Genomic DNA, 17006 nt, shown 5'->3' with positions numbered 1-17006 from the left:
AGTCTCAGTCAGAACGTTGGCAATCGACTGAACAGTGGGGCGGGCAAGTCGCGATGTTGCGTCGAAAGCAGTTGCTCCACCAGGAATCATGTTGGCGCGAGCCGCGTTGGTTTGCAAATCGCGTCGCCAAGCCGAAATGGTTTTCTTGTAGCTCGCCAGTTTGATTTCGCCGCCGAGAATTGATTGCTCCAGTTCCTTCAGGCGGTCTTTCGCCGGACGCAGGACGTCTTTTTCGGCTTTGTCTGTCTTCTTTCGCAACGTGTGGATTTGGTCCTGGATGCGTTGCAGATTCTTCCGAAGCGTCCGAGCGATTGTGCGGACCTTGGGAACAGAGGTGTAGGGAGCCAGGTTGTCGATCAATGTCTTCAAGCGTTCGTCAGTTGCCTTGATGGCTTTGGTCGCGTCGATGGCATGATTCACTCCGTCGCGAGCCGTTTTGACTTGTTGGCGAAGCTGAGTCAGCCGGTTTTGCAGCGTTTGGCATTCCTTTTCAATTCGAGCCAAATCGCTGTCGATGGCTCGGGTTTCTCGCATATTGCTGGGGATTGGTGATGCGTTCAGTGTGGTTGCCGCAAAAGCGAGCAGGAACGGAATCGACAGGACGATCGCGGGTTTCATCGGTCTTCTCGCTTTGTGCGGGCGGGTGTTGGCCGGCGGATTGGATTGCCGTGTTGGGTTGTCGGGGGTTCCTGCGTCGCGGATGCCGAAATGCCCTCACGAAAACTCTGGAAAACATCAGCGAAGCGGTTTGCTACACTGTGAGTCCCTCCCCCACCTTCATTCCTGCCTTGTGGAAGACTCTGTCCCATGCGGAATCCTCCGCTGAGATGCACTGAATTCGCGATGTTCTGCGTGTTGACGGTCCTGTTGACCACGCAGACGGCGTCCGCCTTCGAATCAGATCGCTCCGAGCCCGATGCTTCGGCGAAAGCGGCCGGAACGCTGGAAACGGTTCTGCAAAGCCACTGCGTGAAGTGTCACTCAGCTGGTGAGGATCCTGAGGGCGACATTGCGTTGTCGGAAATCAACGACCGAAACGTCGCCGACGATTTGGATCAACTGCAGAGCTTGATCGATGTTTTGGATCTGGAAGAGATGCCGCCGGAGGACGAGACGCAGTTGCCGCCCGGGACACGTCGGAAGTTGCTGGCCGAATTGAAGGCGACGCTTCGAGGTGCGGTTGCCCATTCAAAGCAATACCCTCGCACACCGATTCGGCGGATGAATCGGTTTCAATACAACAATGCGGTGGTGGATTTGTTCGATCTGAACTGCACCGTGTTCACGTTGCCCGAACGTATGCTGCGCGAACATCGCGGCTACTTCCAACCGGCGTCGGGAAAGATGCCCGATGAAGTGTTCGTAGGGAGTCGGCCACTGGGCAAGTCACAGATGATCGAACCTCGCTTGGCCGGCGTCGCCGCATTCCCTCAGGATCTGCGTGCTGAACACGGATACGACAATCAAGCCGATCACCTGTCACTGTCGCCTTTGTTGATGGAATCGTTTTTAAAGCTTGGGCAGTCAATCACTGAGAGTCCTGACTTTGTGCCAGCCAACGTTGGGATTTGGGATTCGTTCTTCGCCTCTCCAGCACCCGATTCTGACCTCGAGTTGATTGTGCGTGAACGTTTGAAGTCATTCTTGATACGCGCGTTTCGTCGCTCGGTCGATCAATCTCAATTGGATCGTTACAGCCAATACGTTCTGCGGAACCTTGAAGATGGAGTCGCCTTTCCGGTTGCCATGAAGGCTGTCGCGGCGGCAACGATTTCGTCGCCCCGGTTTTTGTACCTGTACGACTTATCGAGCGAGTCACCATCGGTCACACCGGTGGACGACTACGAACTGGCTTCTCGATTGTCTTTCTTTTTGTGGGGCAGCATTCCGGATCCAACGCTGTTGGAGCTGGCAGCGGAAGGGCGTCTGCGTGAAAAGGATGTTTTAAGCGAGCAATTCGAACGCATGATTCGCGATCGGAAGCTCAAACGATTTTGCGACAGCTTTCCTTCGCAGTGGTTGCAATTGGAACGGATCATTTCGTCGGTACCCAGTCCCGAAGAGTTTCCGAACTTTTACTTTTTGAAATACCGCGACAGCATGCACATGATGCTGGAGCCTCTGCTGTTGTTTGAGACTGTGTTGATCGAAAACCAGCCGATCACCCAGTTGATTGATTCCGATTTCACCTATCGATCCGATTTGCTGGAGGATGCTTACGGCGAACTGGCAATCCAAGACAATCGAAACGGCCGAGGCGTGCAAGTCATTCGGTTTCGTCGGTTGCCAATCGAAGACCGACGCAGTGGCGGCGTGATCACGAACGCGGCTGTGATGACGATGACGTCGGGACCGGAAAGAACGCAACCGATCACCCGAGGCGCTTGGTTGGCTGGGGTTGTGTTCAACAACCCGCCCGAGCCTCCTCCCGCGGACGTTCCCGCACTGGGGGAGAAACCTGCGGAAGGCGAAGAGCATCTAACGCTTCGCGAGAGACTTTCCATGCACAGGAAACGGTCGGATTGCAAAGGTTGCCACGAACAGATCGACCCGTTGGGATTTGCGCTCGAGAATTTCAATCCCGTGGGTGTGTGGCGAGATCAGTACGAAAACGGTCGCGACGTAGACATGGCTGGGACGCTGTTTCGCAAGCATCGCTTTGAGAATGTGATCGAATTCAAGGATGCGTTACTGTCGGAAAAGGATCGATTCACCGAGGCCTTGGCGGGGCATCTGCTGAGTTTCGCGCTGGCTCGTCCGCTGAGTGCCGCCGATCGCGTCGCGTTGGGTGAAATCACGGCAAAGGTTGCCTCGGACGAATACAAAATACATACGCTGCTTCGCCAAGTCGTTTTAAGCGAACCGTTTCAAACCAAATCATTCCCGCAAATTGCGAGCAATCCACGGCCATGATTCGAACCAATCGACGTCGCTTTCTTCGCGGTTTGGGCGGAGCTTCTTTGGCCCTGCCTTGGATGCCCAGCATCGCCATGGCGGCACATGCGGACAGCGTGCCGATGCGAATGGCTCATTTCTATGTGCCTATTGGAGTTGTCCGTCGCGGCTTCTTTCCTGGTGAAGCAAACGACGTGATTCCCAAAGGCAATCTTGGCAACGTGATGAAGTCGTTGGGCAAGCAAAGCCCGTTTGCCAGCGACGAACCGCTCGATCAATTGACACCCACCTTGGAACCGTTGGAGCCGCTCAAGCACAAAGTCAATCTCATCACCGGAATGGATCGCACATTCCAACAGGGAACCGACGTGCACGCGCAATGCGCATCGTGTTACCTGAGTAGTGCGGTGCCGTACACGGTTCAGGGAACGGCATGGCCGCTCGATCGAACATTGGACCATTTGGTGGCCGATGTGATCGGCACTGAAACTCCGTTCGCGACCCTCGAGTTCAGTTGCAACAGCCACCGCGACAACAAAGAGTCAATCTACTTTGACAACATCTCATGGTACGGGACGGGACATTTGGCACCCTCGATTCGCGACCCTCGCAAGATGTACCATCGATTGTTTTCGACTCAGGAAATCGATCGCTATCGGGATATCACGGATTTGGTCCTTGAGGACGCTCACGATTTGAAGATGCATTTGGGGTACGAGGACCGGCACAAGTTTGCCGAGTACTTTGATTCGATTCGTACGATCGAAACGCAAATGGATCGATTGGAACAGATGAAGTCCCAGCTTTCTCGTGTGCAGCTGGACGAACCGCCGGAAGCTTATTTGCCTCGCGGAGAATACATCCGCTTGATGGGCGATCTGATGGTGGTTGCGTTGCAGACGGGGCTGACCAACGTTGCGACGTTCATGGTTGGGCCTGAACGATGGGACACTCCGTTCAAGTTTGAAAGCTTGTTCGACAAACCTCGCAGTCACCACCAGATGTCACACAACCAAACCAAGATGATCGATGACCTATTGAAGGTCGATCGTTTTCACATGGAGCAGTATGTCTATCTGATGGAAAAGATGGACTCGATCGAGCAGGCCGATGGTTCCACCCTCCTCGACAACACCCTTTTCACCTATGGATCAGGGTTGGGCGATGGATCGACGCACCAATACAACGACTTGCCAATCATTGTCTCGGGAGGCGGCAAACGTGTCGCGTCCGGACGTCACATCAACATGCCCGAGGGAACACCGCTCGCGAATTTATGGTTGACGCAAGCTCGTTTGCTGGGGATCCAGATGCCGCGTTTTGCCGACAGCACCGGAACGGTAGCCGGCTTGATGGCCGAGCGTTCTTAGAAAGCCGCGGCGTTGGTTACAGAGATGCGTTGGTTACAGAGACGCGGTGATGATGTTGCTGGTCATCGGGACGGATTGGCTGGGAAGGCAAAGCCAGTCGGTGATCACGACTCGTTGCACCAACGGTTCGTCGAGGTGTTGCAACACGACATCCATCAGTCGTTCGCGAATTTCCTTTTGCGATGGGTCATTTAGCCAGGAGGCATCGACTTGTCGCAGCATTTGTTCCGCAGCTTCGGTGATCGGAAGCTGGTTCAGCTTCAAACGTTCTTCACCGCGAAAACGGCGTGAGGGATCGACGATTGCATGCAGTTGGAATTGGTAGGTGCAATCGGGCACGTTTGGGTTTTGAAACCTCATCAGCCCAATTTCAATCGCGGAACTCTGCATGTTGCTCAGCCGAGCCACGCGACTGCGAACGTAGCCAATCACGGCAGCGTGAATCGCCACCATGAGAAGGATGATCGCAGGGGCCCAAAAACGTCGCAGCAGTTGCACGGGATTACTCAGGAGAGTGAAGTCTAAGCGAATTTGGAGCCAGCAACGGACGTTGAATGGTTCCGTCGAAGCCTAGGTTGCGAAAACTGAGCGAGCAAACAGATGGGCTGAATTTCCTCGTTTCACGGCTCAGACGCCTGCATGGGGCCGTCTTTTCGGGTGCAAAAGTCCGAAAATCCGTGTTTGAGCCGCGTTGCCAACTACGCGAAAGGCTCTGGTGAAACGAGCTCGCCACGACACAACGTCGCACTTTGGCGGTTCGACGCGACCGGGAGCCTCATTTTCGTCTATCACCCAGACGCGATTTGATTGACACTTCGCCTTCGACCAAAATCCGCCCCATCACCCAACCACTGAGAACTGATTGACCGTGCCCGCCGTGGAATCGAAACGGACCATTCGTGAAGTCTGGATCTTCACCAGCCCCAAGGCGGGGACGGGTGCCGGACGCGGAGAAATCTTGCGATTGATCGAACTGTGTCGCGCCGGTGGTTTGACCTGTCGCCGGATCGACAATTTGGCGGAGCTCGCCGAACGAGTGGGCGATGCGGATCGTTTGCCCGATGATGTCGCCGTCGTCGGGGCCGGTGGTGACGGGACGCTGGCGTTGTTGGCTGGTCAATTGCCGCCGGGCAGTGCACTGATTCCGATGCCGATGGGGACGGAAAATCTGCTGGCCCGATACTACAAGTATTCACCCCAGGCGGAGGATGTGCTGGCGACCATCCGTCGCGGCGATGCGATGAAAATTGATGCGGGTCGAGCGAACGGACGATTGTTTTTGGTGATGGTGACAGCGGGCTTCGATGCCGAGGTCGTCCGAGCGATGCATTTGACTCGTCGCGGTCACATCAATCGATTCAGCTACGCACGACCACTCTGGCGAGCGATCCGCCGATATGCGTTTCCCGTGATCGATGCCGAAATGGAAAACGCCGTCGCGGTGTCGCCCGAGACGGCGGTTGTCGCGGGAGCCGGTGGAAACGCACCGAGTGCCGAGGCGTCCTCGACCACTCAATCGATTCGCACCAGTGGTTGCTGGATGATGGCTTTCAATCTGCCTTGCTACGCAGCTTCGTTGCCGATCGAGCCCGAAGCGAATGGCAAGGATGGCAAACTGGATCTGATCAACCTGACTTATGGATCTGTGATTGCGGGATTGCGGTACCTGATGTCATTGCCCGGTGGGCGTCACTTGAAAAGAGCCGACGTTTTTCGCTTTCAATCGACCAAGATCACGTGGACCAGCCTGTCGCGGGTGCCTTATCAAATTGACGGGGATTACGCCGGACGATTGCCAGTTCAGATTGAAGTCCTACCTGACCACGTCACGTTGCTTCGGCCCGCCGAGTAAGCAGGATTTCGATCATGGTTTTTGCCATGCGAACACGGGCGCTGACATTGTCAGTCGGATTGGCAACGAAACCGGCAACCGCCAAGATAAAACGAAGCAATCTGATTGCTGGGTCGACTTGGCAGATTGATTTGTCGGTCGGCTCGCGATCATTGGATTGTTTCTGATCCACCCGACCCGCATGGCCTGCGAAACGATGACCGAAACCCCAGAGATTCAACCCGTTCGAATTCGCGATTACGTGTGTGGGCCGGGGGAACCGTTGTTGGTGATCGCTGGGCCGTGCGTGTTGCAATCGCGTGAGTTGGCTCTGCAAATTGGCGAGGAATTGGCCCGGATCAATCAGCGTTCTGACGTGCAAGTGATCTTCAAGGCTTCGTTCGACAAAGCCAACCGGACCAGTTTGGCGGCCAAACGCGGGCCGGGGATCGAGCAAGGATTGGGGCTGCTTGAGGCCGTTCGGGCCAACACCGGATTGCCCGTGACGACCGATATTCACTTGCCCGAGCAGGCGGCAGCGGTCGCGGAAGTTTGCGATTTGCTGCAAATTCCTGCCTTCCTAGCTCGCCAGACGGATTTGTTGGTTGCCGCCGCGAGCACGGGACGACCCGTGAACGTGAAAAAGGGGCAATTCATGTCTCCGGGGGACATGCGGTACGTCGTTGATAAACTGCGAGGTTCCGGCGACGGCGGCGTGATGGCGTGCGAACGAGGTACGTTTTTCGGCTACGGCCGCTTGGTCAACGACATGCAAGCGATTCCGATCATGCGATCTTTGGGCGTTCCCGTCGTTTTTGATGCCACTCACAGTGTCCAACAACCGGGCGGATTGGGCGGTGCAACCGGCGGAAATCGAGAAATGGTCGAACCATTGGCTCGCGCCGCCGTAGCCATCGGTTGTGATGCTCTCTTTTTCGAGACGCACCCCGATCCGCAAACGTCGCCCAGCGACGGGCCGAACATGATCCCGTTGGACCGATTCGCGGGAACCTTGGACCGTTTGCTGCGATTGCGAGAAGCGGTTGACGGCCTGGATGGTTGATCGGCCCGCGATGCACGTTTTCGAAACGCTTTCTTTTCTTCGCTGCTCTGTTTGTTCCCGCCGTGCTCCACTCCGCCAAACAAGCCCTGACGTTCGCTCTTTCGCCCGCATCGGTATTGGCATGCATGGCGTCCGCCGCGGTCGTGTTGACCGGGTGCACCGATGATTCGGAAACCGTTCGCCGAATTCAAACGCAACGACAAGTCGCATTGCAAAAACAGTCTCAACAGGACCACCTCGGTGAAACCGTTTCGCTGCTGAGTCAATTTGCGGGGCTGAACGAAGAGAAGGCCAGCCGCCAAATTTCTTATCACCTAAACCAGTGGTCACAGAATCAATCCGGAGACGGTGGCTCGGTCGAAATGCCGGAACTGGCATCCACGCTGACCGACGTTCTGCCAGAAGAAAATCTGCGAACGGAAGTTTTGCGGGGCGAGTTTCAGCCGTCCGACGTCAGTGTGCTGCGAGACGCCTATTTGTTTCGGCAGGCGGTTCAGTGGATCGACGATCCCATTCGAGAAGATCCGCTGTTGGTCGATTGGTTGAAGGACTTGTCCGGTGAGATCGGCGAAGATGCCGCCAGTCAACTTCGAACGGCGTGCCGTTTGTTTGATTGGACAGTTCGCAACGTTGCGGTGGAGCCACTGGACAGTTCAGCGAATGTGCCTCCGCAAGTCCCGCAGCCCCAGTTTCCGTATGGGATGAAGTTGGAAGGGCCCGGTTATCGACAAACGTTGTATCAAACGATTTGGCGCGGCCGCGGGGATTCCATTCAACGAGCCAACGTCTTCACGGCACTGTGCGAGCAAGCGGGAGTGATCTCCGCGGTGTTGGCTCGGCAATCGGACGAGGACGGAGCGTTGACGCCTTGGGCGGTCGGCGTTTTGGCGGGTGATCAAATTTACTTGTTCGAAACCGAATTGGGATTGCCGATTCCCGGTCCTGATCAAGTCGGCATTGCGACGTTGGAACAGGCTCGCAAAGAGCCGACTGTGATGCGTCGTTTGGATGTTGCCGGCTACTTCGATTACCCGTATTCGCGAACCGATATTCAGCAGAGCGTTGCGTTGCTGAACAGCCGAATGCAGGCCATCTCGCCACGGATGAAAAAGCTGGAAGACGGGCTGACGGGCGATCGTCGGATGACGTTGTATGTGGATGTTGATGCAGTCGCCGAAAAGCTGGATGCGATTCCAGGTGTTGCCGGCGTGCGAATGTGGACAATGCCGTTGTTGGCAGAAATCTATCAAGCCGAAGCCCGACGGATGGTCGCCCGAGATCCTTTGTTCTCGTTCTACTACACGTCTCGCTGGGCGGTGTTGGAGGGGCAAGATGAGATGGCCCGGAACCTTTCCAGCGGTCGCTGGCAGCACCTGACCGGGCAGTTTGCCGATGATGACATCGAAGGCGTGAAGGGCGCTCGAACCCGCTATTTGGAACAACGCGCTCCCGAATTCGAGATTTCGGATTTGCGGATCAATGTTGATTTGCAAAAGCGATATGGTCTGCGACGCGGATTGGGAATCGATAGCTCTCAGTACGACCAGCAACTGCAACAGATTCAAATGTTCATGCGTTTGGGCAAACGCACCGCGACGCACTGGTTGGCACTGGTTCAGTACGACGATGGGCGATTCGACACCGCAGCGAATTGGTTCGAAAAACGAGTTTTGGATGAAGACCAAATGTCGATGTGGGAAGATTCCGCTCGCTACAACCTGGCTCGAGCCAAAGAGCATGCCGAGGAGTGGGACGAGGTGGAAGAATTGCTGAAATCGGAGCGAACCTACAGCGGTCATGGCAACCGTTTGCGGGCTAGATTGATCGACAAGTCATTTCGAGAGTGACTCACTAGATCAGCGGTGATACAATGGCACCTGTCGGTTTTGAGACGGATTGAACGTCCGTCTCCCCACCTCAAGCCGCCCCCCGCCATCCTCCCCTCCCGCCAGTAAGCGAAACGACGATGTTCGTCCGCCGATCCTATCGAGACCATCGGTCTTTTTATGCGCGCCAACAGAGCGACCTCGATTCGAAATGGATCAGACGTTTGAGTGCCGGATTGGTCGCGTTGCTGATCCTTCCGGTTTGGGTCTGCGCCGATGACACGGATTTCTTCGAAGCCAAAGTCCGGCCGCTTTTGATCGAGCGGTGCTACGAGTGTCATTCGGTCGAGTCCGGCGAATCGATGGGAGACTATCGGCTCGATTCCGCTCCCGCGATGCACGCCGGTGGATCACGCGGCGCATCGATCGTCCCGGGTGATGCTGATGCCAGCGTCCTGGTTCGGGCGATTAGCTACAGCGAACCCGGGTTGGAAATGCCACCGGATGAAAAACTCAGCGACGACGAAATCGAGATTCTCAAACATTGGATCGATTCGGGAGCACCTGATCCGCGAACCGATGAGCATCCGCCGGCAGAGTCCGTCTCGCCGCTCAGTCGCGATGTGAAGTCGCACTGGGCCTTTGTCCCGCCAAACCGTGTCAGCGGAACGGAACTGCGGGACAACAATGTTGAGGTTCATCCTTCATCACGTGATTTGATGGATGACTTGTCGGCAAAGTATGCCAGCGAGTTGGGAATTCCTGTCGGTGAGATCGTGGACCGCGACACGTTGCTTCGCCGCTTGCACTTCGATTTGTCCGGACTTCCGCCTACTTATGATGAACTGAAGTCTTTCCGCGAAGATCGTCGTCCGGATGCGTTTCAAAGACGCGTGAATCGGATGATGGCGGATCCTCGCATGAGTGAACGGATGGGGCGGCACTGGTTGGACGTCGCTCGCTATGCCGACACGATTGGATACACGACTGCCGGCAAAGAACGCACGATCAAAGGATCGCATCGTTACCGTGACTGGGTATTGAAAGCGTTTGCCGAGGACATGCCTTTTGACGAAATGGTGCGTCATCAGTTGGCGGGCGATCGAACGGATCCTGAGAACGAGAATGGCAATGCCGACGCGATGGGATTCATCACGATCGGCCGAAAATTTTTGTCCAACGATGACACGCTGGATGATCGCATTGATGTCATCACGCGAGGGTTGTTGGGACTGACCGTTTCATGTGCTCGTTGCCACGACCACAAGTTCGATCCGATCCCAACGGTGGATTACTACTCGCTCTACAACGTGCTGAACAACAGCGTTCCGCCGGAAGACTTGGACGCCGCGGCCAGCCCGTTGATGTTGGTCGATCGCGACAAGCTTCGACGGCAGCAGGTTTACATTCGAGGCCAGCGGGGCAATCGCGGAGACGACGCGCCACGGCAGTATCTGACTGCGTTTCGTCGATCAGAGGAAATTCCGTTTGAAAATGGCAGTGGCCGTTTGGACCTCGCAGAAAAAATCGTCGCGGATGACAACCCTTTGACTGCCCGCGTGTACGTCAATCGTGTGTGGGGGCATTTGACCGGACGCCCGCTGGTGGATTCGCCCAGCGACTTTGGCTTTCGAACCGCTGCTCCGGCGATTCCAGAAACGCTTGATGATTTGGCGGCGGACTTTCAAACGCACTGGAGCACCCAGCGATTGATGCGTCGTATTTTGATGACTCGTATTTACCAGCAGTCATCGAACGCGGATGCGGATTCTCTTTCCCTCGATCCAAACAACACGGCTCTGGCCAGAGCGGAACGACGACGACGAGATTTTGAATCGCTTCGTGATAGCATCTTGGTTGGTGCCGGCCAGATCGATTGCCAGTACGGCGGGGAGTCGGTTGAGATCACGTCACCGACCATCACGCCGCGGCGAACCTTGTATGCGATGATCAACCGTCAAAACTTGCCGGGATTGTTTCGCACGTTTGATTTCGCCAGTCCCGATATGCACTCGCCTGAGCGTTATCAAACGACGGTGCCGCAGCAGGCATTGTTCTTGATGAACCATTCGCAGTTGTCTTCGGCTGCATTGGCGGCAGCAAACCAGGTGAAGCAGGATCGCACCACCGATGTCGGCCAACAAGTGACAATGCTGTTTCGGCGGTTGCTTCAACGCGAGCCATCCGGATCGGAATTGGACGCAGCGGTCACATTCGTTCAGTCCGATGTCTTGCCTCCGTTGGTCAACGCTGATCCTCGGGAGCTTTGGTCGTATGGCACGGCCAAGTGGGAAAACAAACAGCTCAGCGAGTTCACTCCATTCCCAGTCTTTGACAAGAATGGTTGGCAAATCGAGACCAAGTATCCAAGTCCGGGGGCGTTCACCTACGCTCGGCTGACCAACGAAGGCGGGCATCCAGGGCATGGCGACAACGCGGCGGTGGTACGCCGATGGAAGAGTCCCGTGGATGGCGTCGTCAAAGTTATCGGAATGGTCGGCCACCGGGCGAAGCAAGGTGATGGGATTCAGGCGGTGATTCGGATCGCCGGTGAGGTCGTATTTGACGAGAAGCAATTCAGCAGCAATCGACCTCTGCCAGCCAAGAAACGCAAGATTCATAAAGGTGAATTCGTCGAGTTCATCGCTCACAGCGGTCCGACGTTGAGCCACGATAGTTTCTTCTGGCGATCAAAGATTTCGGCGACGGCAGATGATGGGTCGGTGGTCGAAGCCAACTCGGTGGACGATTTCAGTGGCCCATTCCAAAAGACCGAAACACCTCAGCTGGATCGCCTGGCACAGCTCGCCCAGGTTTTATTCCTCACCAACGAATTCGCATTCGTGGATTGAATCATGAATCTCCCTTTGTCTCGTCGTGATGCATTGAAAGTTTGCGGGATGGGCTTTGGCTCGCTCGCATTGACCGATGCCTTGTGCCGTGAAAGTGCTGCGTCTGGGTTGCCGAACTCGGCGGAATTTCGCGGCGAAGTGATGCCACACTTTCCTGCGAAAGCGAAGCGTGTCATTCACTTGTTCATGAACGGCGGTCCCAGCCAAGTGGACTCGTTTGATCGTAAACCGGCGTTGGAAGAGTTCGATGGCAAATCGGCTCCGATGGCAAATTTGAAGACCGAACGCCCGACCGGCAATGTGATGCGCTCGCCCTACAAATGGGACAAGTATGGCGAGTGCGGACTGGAAGTCAGCGAGTTGTTCGAACACACCGCAAAGCACGCGGATGACTTGTGTGTGATCAACAGCATGTACGCGGACGTTCCAAATCACGAGCCTTCATTGCTGCTGATGAATTGCGGCGAAGCCCGTTTGATTCGTCCGGCAATGGGATCCTGGCTTACTTACGGTTTGGGCAGCGACAACGAGAACTTGCCCTCGTTCATCGCGATGTGCCCGGGTGGATACCCGATCAAGGAATCACAGAACTGGCAAAACGGATTCTTGCCCGGCAAGTATCAAGGCACCTACATCGACAGCAGTTTCGCGACGGTCGAGCGATTGTTGGAAAACATTCGCGGCCGTTCGGTTCACCCGACCAACCAGCGTGAGCAGTTGGACCTGTTGTCGAAGTTGAATCAGCAGCACGCCGTTCAGCGTGGAAATGACCCTCGCTTGGAATCACGCATCGAGTCATTTGAACTTGCCTATCGAATGCAAAGCGAAGCGTCGGAAGCGTTTGACATCAGCCGTGAAACGGAAGAGACGCGGAAAATGTATGGCGAGGGAGATTTCTCACGGCAAGCGTTGATCGCTCGTCGGTTGGTCGAACGCGGTGTCCGTTTTGTGCAGCTTTACACCGGTGCCGGCCAGCCGTGGGATAGCCACGATGACTTGGACAAGGCACACCGGCGAGTTGCCAAAGGCGTCGACCAAGGGATCGGGGCTTTGCTGACCGATCTCAAGCGAAGCGGTTTGCTGGATGAAACGTTGGTGATTTGGGGCGGAGAATTTGGACGGACTCCCGTCGTTGAAATGCCCAAAAAAGGATCCAACCAAGGCAAGATGAACGGCCGCGATCACAACCATTACGGATTCACGATGTGGATGGCCGGCGGTGGCGTGAACGCCGGAACCCGAGTTGGAGCAACCGACGAGCTGGGTTTCAAAGCGGTGGAAAACCGAGTTCACGTGCACGATTTGCACGCTACGATTTTGCGTCTGATGGGTTACGACCACAAACGACTGACGTACCGCTACGCTGGTCGCGATTTCAGATTGACCGACGTCCACGGACGAATCGTCGACGAGATCATCGGTTGATCAGAGTGCCCAACCAAGGTCACCCGATTCCGACTCTTCTGCGTGCTCGTGCTCAGCGAAGCGGTGCTCGTACTCGTCATCGATGTCAGGATGGTATCCCGCGGCACCATCGGATTTCATCGCCATTCAGGGCAGCATCACAATGGTCCGATCGAGGATCGCATTCATCGCAACATCGTCTTGAAATTTGATTCTGTTGGTTCTCAGCAGCACGTATTGGAGGCGGCACGCAGCCATTGGTCGCGAGCGTGACGTCGCAAACCGCTCAGCGACGGTGGTGTCGCGAAAGACCGAGCAACGTCGTTGGTCGAAAGTAGGTCAGCGTCGAGTCGTTCGCGGTCAAACGTTCGCGAGGACAATATGGACGGGTTTCGATCACGAGTACGAGCACCGTCGCTGACCCGTCTGAGCACGAGCACGAATCTGGAAAGCTAGCTGGCACCTCAAGCTCTTGAGCTTTGTGCCCAATTACTCCGGATGGGGCTGCCGTCCTTAGTTCGGGGCGGAAGCCCCGAGACCGATTAGGCCTTCGCGGTTCGCACGCCCGACTAATCGGGTAGAAAAAAGATCAAAACAATTCGTTCCCGCTAAACTTTTTCAGGAACGGGTGGTTTCACCACAATTTACACGAATACCATTAGGGGAAGAATCTGCACGGCTGGTCCGTTGATCTCTACGTCTGGTAGCGTGACCTGCAATTCTTCAGCCTCATCGAAGTGTGCAAATGCAGTGCGAAGGAAATCTGGTTTCAGTAACGAAAACGCGTAGTTCTCGAATGCGCTCATTGCTTCGCCTTCCGGCACATGACGCGTGACTTTTCCGACGACGCGAACTGTATTCTTATTTAGCTCACTAAGGGTAAGGTCGCGCAGATTATCCGTTCGCAGGGTAACAACTGCGGTAATTCCTTCTGGGTCTGTGCATTGCAAGACGGCATTGGAAATTGGCGTCCGTTCCCTGTCTTGATTAAGGGCTTCCTTAATCGTTTTGAATGGATCTTCAGGCTCCCTTGGTTTCTGCGGCTTCCCGCGATACTGCTTTTTGCCTTTGGGGCGTGTGTCGGCAAGAACCTGCTCGACTACATCATTGTCGGAATCTGCGAACTTGGTGAAGATGCTAAATGCGTCCGCCGCATCAAAAAGTGAATCAACGGCGTTCTTGTGTAGAGTTCCAGCTATCTCGACGAGCGTGCCCGCGCCGATATCCGAAAATTCTGCGTGCGAAGTGGGTCGGACCAGATACCCGTCATTCTTGTTGAGGAAGTCATAGAGAAGAATTGCAATTGACGCCTCTGTGTGCTGTTTTGCCTCAGTTGTCTTTGCATGTGATTGCTTCGATGTACTTGAGGCAAGTTCAGGCTCGAGTGAAATATCGATGAACGCGCTAAGAAGGTTGCTTACTGAAAATTTGCCCGCAATTTTGGCATCTCGACTTTGAGCATTCTCGGTTTCGGTGGTGACTTCGGACCCAAGCGATAGGCCGCCCTGTGTTGCAGCTGCGAACGACACCAACATTGGCACATCGAGATAAATGGGGTGGATCAGTGGCAATCGTGACAAAATTTGAGTCCTGATAGTTGGTGGAACAACTATTGGTCCTGGTTAACTAACGGGCCATAGCCGCGTAGTTATCCTCGATAAAGAGGTGTGTATTCAGGGTAGGCAACTGGCGGGTGCCAAGCAATCCCCGCGGTGGACATCGGCGGGGATATAGGTCTGAGGTCTAACTGGACGCCTCCAACGCTTGCTGTCGAGCAGGATTGTGAACTTTGCCAGTTTGTGGCTGGTGAAACGCATCCAACCGAATGTGGTTGCTGCCATGTCGCCGTTGTACTTTCGCCCATGAGCTCCGATGTGCAAGACGAAGGAAGATGGCTGGTGCTTTTGTGGATTGGGGCGTTTGTTGCGATCGGTTGCGCGCGGGCCGACAGAGGCCCTCTGTCGGCTACAGGTGGGAGGGGATTTGGGAAGGTGCTAGCTGTTTTTGTGGTGCCCTTCAGCGGTTTGCTGAAATGATGGTGGGTCTAGAAGGGCTGCTAGGATGCGATATGGTTTTGACGCAGAGTCGGTGAGGCGTGGGGACGCAGAGACTCGGTTGTGGACCCGGACACACCTTCCATCTTTTGTCGAATTGAATCCGCCGGTACACGCTCTCTCTCGAGTAGTTCCATGCGTCTCTGCGCCCTGGCGTCTTTGCGTCGAAACGAACCCTGGAGTTTCGCGGGTCCGTGCCGTTGTGCTCAATGGCTCTCGGGGAATGCTCTTCAACTGCGTTCAGGAGGTTGGATCCACTCGCTTATTCCGACAGAGGGCCTCTGTCGGCTACAGGTGGGACGGGTTACAGGCGTGGCACTTTGAGATGGGATCAGCTTGCAAGTGCCGAAAGGATGTTTAGCACTTTGTGGATTGGCTTACTGGCTGCGCTGGGATGCGTTCAGGCCGACAGAGGGCGTCCGTCGGCTACATGATCGGTGGCACGGTGGCTACATGATCGAGGGCGTGGGTGATCCAGCCGCCGCCGAGGACTCGTTCTCCGTCGTAGACCACGGCGGCTTGGCCCGGTGCGACGGCGGATTGTGGTTCGTCGAACATCACTTTCATTTGGGTTGGATCGGATGCGTCGATCTCAACTCGGCCGGGGTGAGGTTGTCCGTTGTAACGAATTTGAATCCCGACCGATTGAGCGTCCGCGAGCTCTTCTGATGTGACGAACCAATTGCATTGATCTGCAATCAATCCTGGACGCAGCAATTCTTCTGCTCGCCCGATCACGACACGGCGGGTATCCGGTTCGATGCGGATGACAAAGTGTGGCTCGCCCATCGCGACGCCGAGCCGTTTGCGTTGGCCGATGGTGAAGGCTTCGAAGCCTTTGTGTTCGCCGACGACTTTGCCGCTGGTGGTCACGATTTCGCCGGCGGTCGCGCCGACCATTTCGGGGCGACGTGATTTGACGAAGTCGCTGTGGTGGCCTTGCGTGACGAAGCAGATTTCTTGGCTGTCTTTTTTGTCTGACACACCCAGCCCGAGCGAGGTCGCCATTTCGCGAATTTCGGGTTTGGTGAAGTCACCAACGGGCAGCATCATGCGGGGCAAGCGAGCTGGTTCGATGCCAAACAGAGCGTAGGATTGGTCCTTGTGCCCGTCCAATCCGCGATGCAATTCGGAGCGGCCGTTGGAATGGACCATTCGGGCGTAATGACCGGTTGCGACGAATTCAGCGTCGACACCATCGGCGTAATCGAACAGGCGGCCAAACTTGATCCAATGATTGCATTTGACGCACGGATTGGGTGTTCGCGCGGCGAGGTAATCGTCGACGAAATAGTCGACGATCTTGCGAAAGTCTTCCTGCAGGTCGAGCGAGTAAAACGGGATCCCCATCGACATCGCGACCCGGCGAGCGTCGGCGGCATCGGTCGCACTGCAGCAGCCTTGTTTGTGGTCGGCTCGTTTGCCACCCGCAGAATCGCCCAGGACCGGCAAGTTCAGCGGATTCGCGTTTTGCGGCTCGTCGGAATCGATTCGGCAGGCGGCAGCGGAAGCTTCGCCGTGGCGCATGAAGACTCCGATCACTTCGTGACCGTCACGCAACAACAGGTGGGCTGCGACGCTGGAATCAACGCCGCCACTCATCGCGAGAACCACGCGAGACATGTAGAATCCGATTTCTAAAAAAGAACAATTGGCGGGCCTTGCACACGCCGTACACGGCCTCGCCCGTTTACCATCATATCCGAGAGGG

At 55.6% G+C, this 17006-nt stretch carries 11 protein-coding genes and 1 pseudogene; 7 read left to right on the top strand and 5 right to left on the bottom strand.

The annotated features are described in order from the left end of the window. Positions 1–618: pseudogene (locus B2R17_RS16845) on the bottom strand (hypothetical protein); the annotation flags it as partial. Positions 619–807: 189 nt separating this feature from the next. Between B2R17_RS16845 and B2R17_RS16840 the strand changes: the two are divergent. Continuing rightward, the gene (locus tag B2R17_RS16840; RefSeq protein ID WP_286764899.1) at positions 808–2913 is read left to right on the top strand and encodes a DUF1592 domain-containing protein; all 2106 of its coding nucleotides are present in this window, start codon (positions 808–810) and stop codon (positions 2911–2913) included. Then, complete coding sequence (locus B2R17_RS16835; protein WP_286764898.1) at positions 2910–4265, top strand: DUF1552 domain-containing protein; 1356 nt, start codon at positions 2910–2912, stop codon at positions 4263–4265. The genes B2R17_RS16840 and B2R17_RS16835 overlap by 4 nt, the downstream gene beginning before the upstream one ends. Before the next feature lie 33 nt (positions 4266–4298). Here B2R17_RS16835 and B2R17_RS16830 read toward each other — a convergent pair whose 3' ends face one another. Beyond that, positions 4299–4718, bottom strand: coding sequence for a hypothetical protein (locus tag B2R17_RS16830; protein WP_007324518.1), 420 nt, complete (start codon positions 4716–4718; stop codon positions 4299–4301). A gap of 415 nt (positions 4719–5133) precedes the next feature. Between B2R17_RS16830 and B2R17_RS16825 the strand changes: the two genes are divergently transcribed. The 5 genes from B2R17_RS16825 to B2R17_RS16805 all read left to right on the top strand — a co-directional run bounded on the left by B2R17_RS16825 (position 5134) and on the right by B2R17_RS16805 (position 13262). Further along, entirely contained in the window at positions 5134–6117 is a 984-nt protein-coding gene (locus tag B2R17_RS16825) for a diacylglycerol/lipid kinase family protein (RefSeq protein WP_286764914.1), read from the top strand. A 181-nt stretch (positions 6118–6298) separates the two neighbouring features. Next, on the top strand, positions 6299–7159 hold the full coding sequence (gene kdsA / locus B2R17_RS16820) for a 3-deoxy-8-phosphooctulonate synthase (RefSeq protein WP_008659232.1): 861 nt from the start codon (positions 6299–6301) through the stop codon (positions 7157–7159). Positions 7160–7221: 62 nt separating this feature from the next. Then, a complete protein-coding gene (locus B2R17_RS16815) occupies positions 7222–9006 on the top strand; it encodes a hypothetical protein (protein WP_286764897.1) in 1785 nt (594 codons plus the stop codon). 119 nt (positions 9007–9125) lie between these two features. Next, a complete protein-coding gene (locus B2R17_RS16810) occupies positions 9126–11837 on the top strand; it encodes a PSD1 and planctomycete cytochrome C domain-containing protein (protein ID WP_339888433.1) in 2712 nt (903 codons plus the stop codon). Between the two features lie 3 nt (positions 11838–11840). Continuing rightward, the gene (locus B2R17_RS16805; protein ID WP_286764895.1) at positions 11841–13262 is read left to right on the top strand and encodes a DUF1501 domain-containing protein; all 1422 of its coding nucleotides are present in this window, start codon (positions 11841–11843) and stop codon (positions 13260–13262) included. Here the strand turns inward: B2R17_RS16805 and B2R17_RS16800 are convergent, their stop codons facing one another. The 3 genes from B2R17_RS16800 to mnmA form a co-directional block, all read right to left on the bottom strand. After that, the gene (locus B2R17_RS16800) at positions 13263–13388 is read right to left on the bottom strand and encodes a hypothetical protein (protein ID WP_286764894.1); all 126 of its coding nucleotides are present in this window, start codon (positions 13386–13388) and stop codon (positions 13263–13265) included. A gap of 497 nt (positions 13389–13885) precedes the next feature. Then, the gene (locus B2R17_RS16795) at positions 13886–14821 is read right to left on the bottom strand and encodes a DUF6414 family protein (RefSeq protein WP_286764893.1); all 936 of its coding nucleotides are present in this window, start codon (positions 14819–14821) and stop codon (positions 13886–13888) included. 900 nt (positions 14822–15721) lie between these two features. Further along, entirely contained in the window at positions 15722–16918 is a 1197-nt protein-coding gene (gene mnmA, locus B2R17_RS16790; RefSeq protein WP_286764892.1) for a tRNA 2-thiouridine(34) synthase MnmA, read from the bottom strand. Positions 16919–17006: the final 88 nt, after the last annotated feature.

It is taken from the genome of Rhodopirellula sp. UBA1907 (assembly GCF_002337565.1).
Lineage (GTDB): Bacteria > Planctomycetota > Planctomycetia > Pirellulales > Pirellulaceae > Rhodopirellula > Rhodopirellula europaea.
The sequence above is the reverse complement of the archived record's forward strand: the minus strand, read 5'-3'. Positions and strand labels throughout refer to the sequence as shown.

Bases quoted from the DNA above. Each gene is read 5' to 3' on its own strand.
- B2R17_RS16840 (WP_286764899.1), top strand. From the start codon at position 808: ATGCGGAATCCTCCGCTGAGATGCACTGAATTCGCGATGTTCTGCGTG.
- B2R17_RS16835 (WP_286764898.1), top strand. From the start codon at position 2,910: ATGATTCGAACCAATCGACGTCGCTTTCTTCGCGGTTTGGGCGGAGCT.
- B2R17_RS16830 (WP_007324518.1), bottom strand. From the start codon at position 4,718: ATGGTGGCGATTCACGCTGCCGTGATTGGCTACGTTCGCAGTCGCGTG.
- kdsA (WP_008659232.1), top strand. From the start codon at position 6,299: ATGGCCTGCGAAACGATGACCGAAACCCCAGAGATTCAACCCGTTCGA.
- B2R17_RS16810 (WP_339888433.1), top strand. From the start codon at position 9,126: ATGTTCGTCCGCCGATCCTATCGAGACCATCGGTCTTTTTATGCGCGC.
- B2R17_RS16805 (WP_286764895.1), top strand. From the start codon at position 11,841: ATGAATCTCCCTTTGTCTCGTCGTGATGCATTGAAAGTTTGCGGGATG.
- B2R17_RS16800 (WP_286764894.1), bottom strand. From the start codon at position 13,388: ATGGCGATGAAATCCGATGGTGCCGCGGGATACCATCCTGACATCGAT.
- mnmA (WP_286764892.1), bottom strand. From the start codon at position 16,918: ATGTCTCGCGTGGTTCTCGCGATGAGTGGCGGCGTTGATTCCAGCGTC.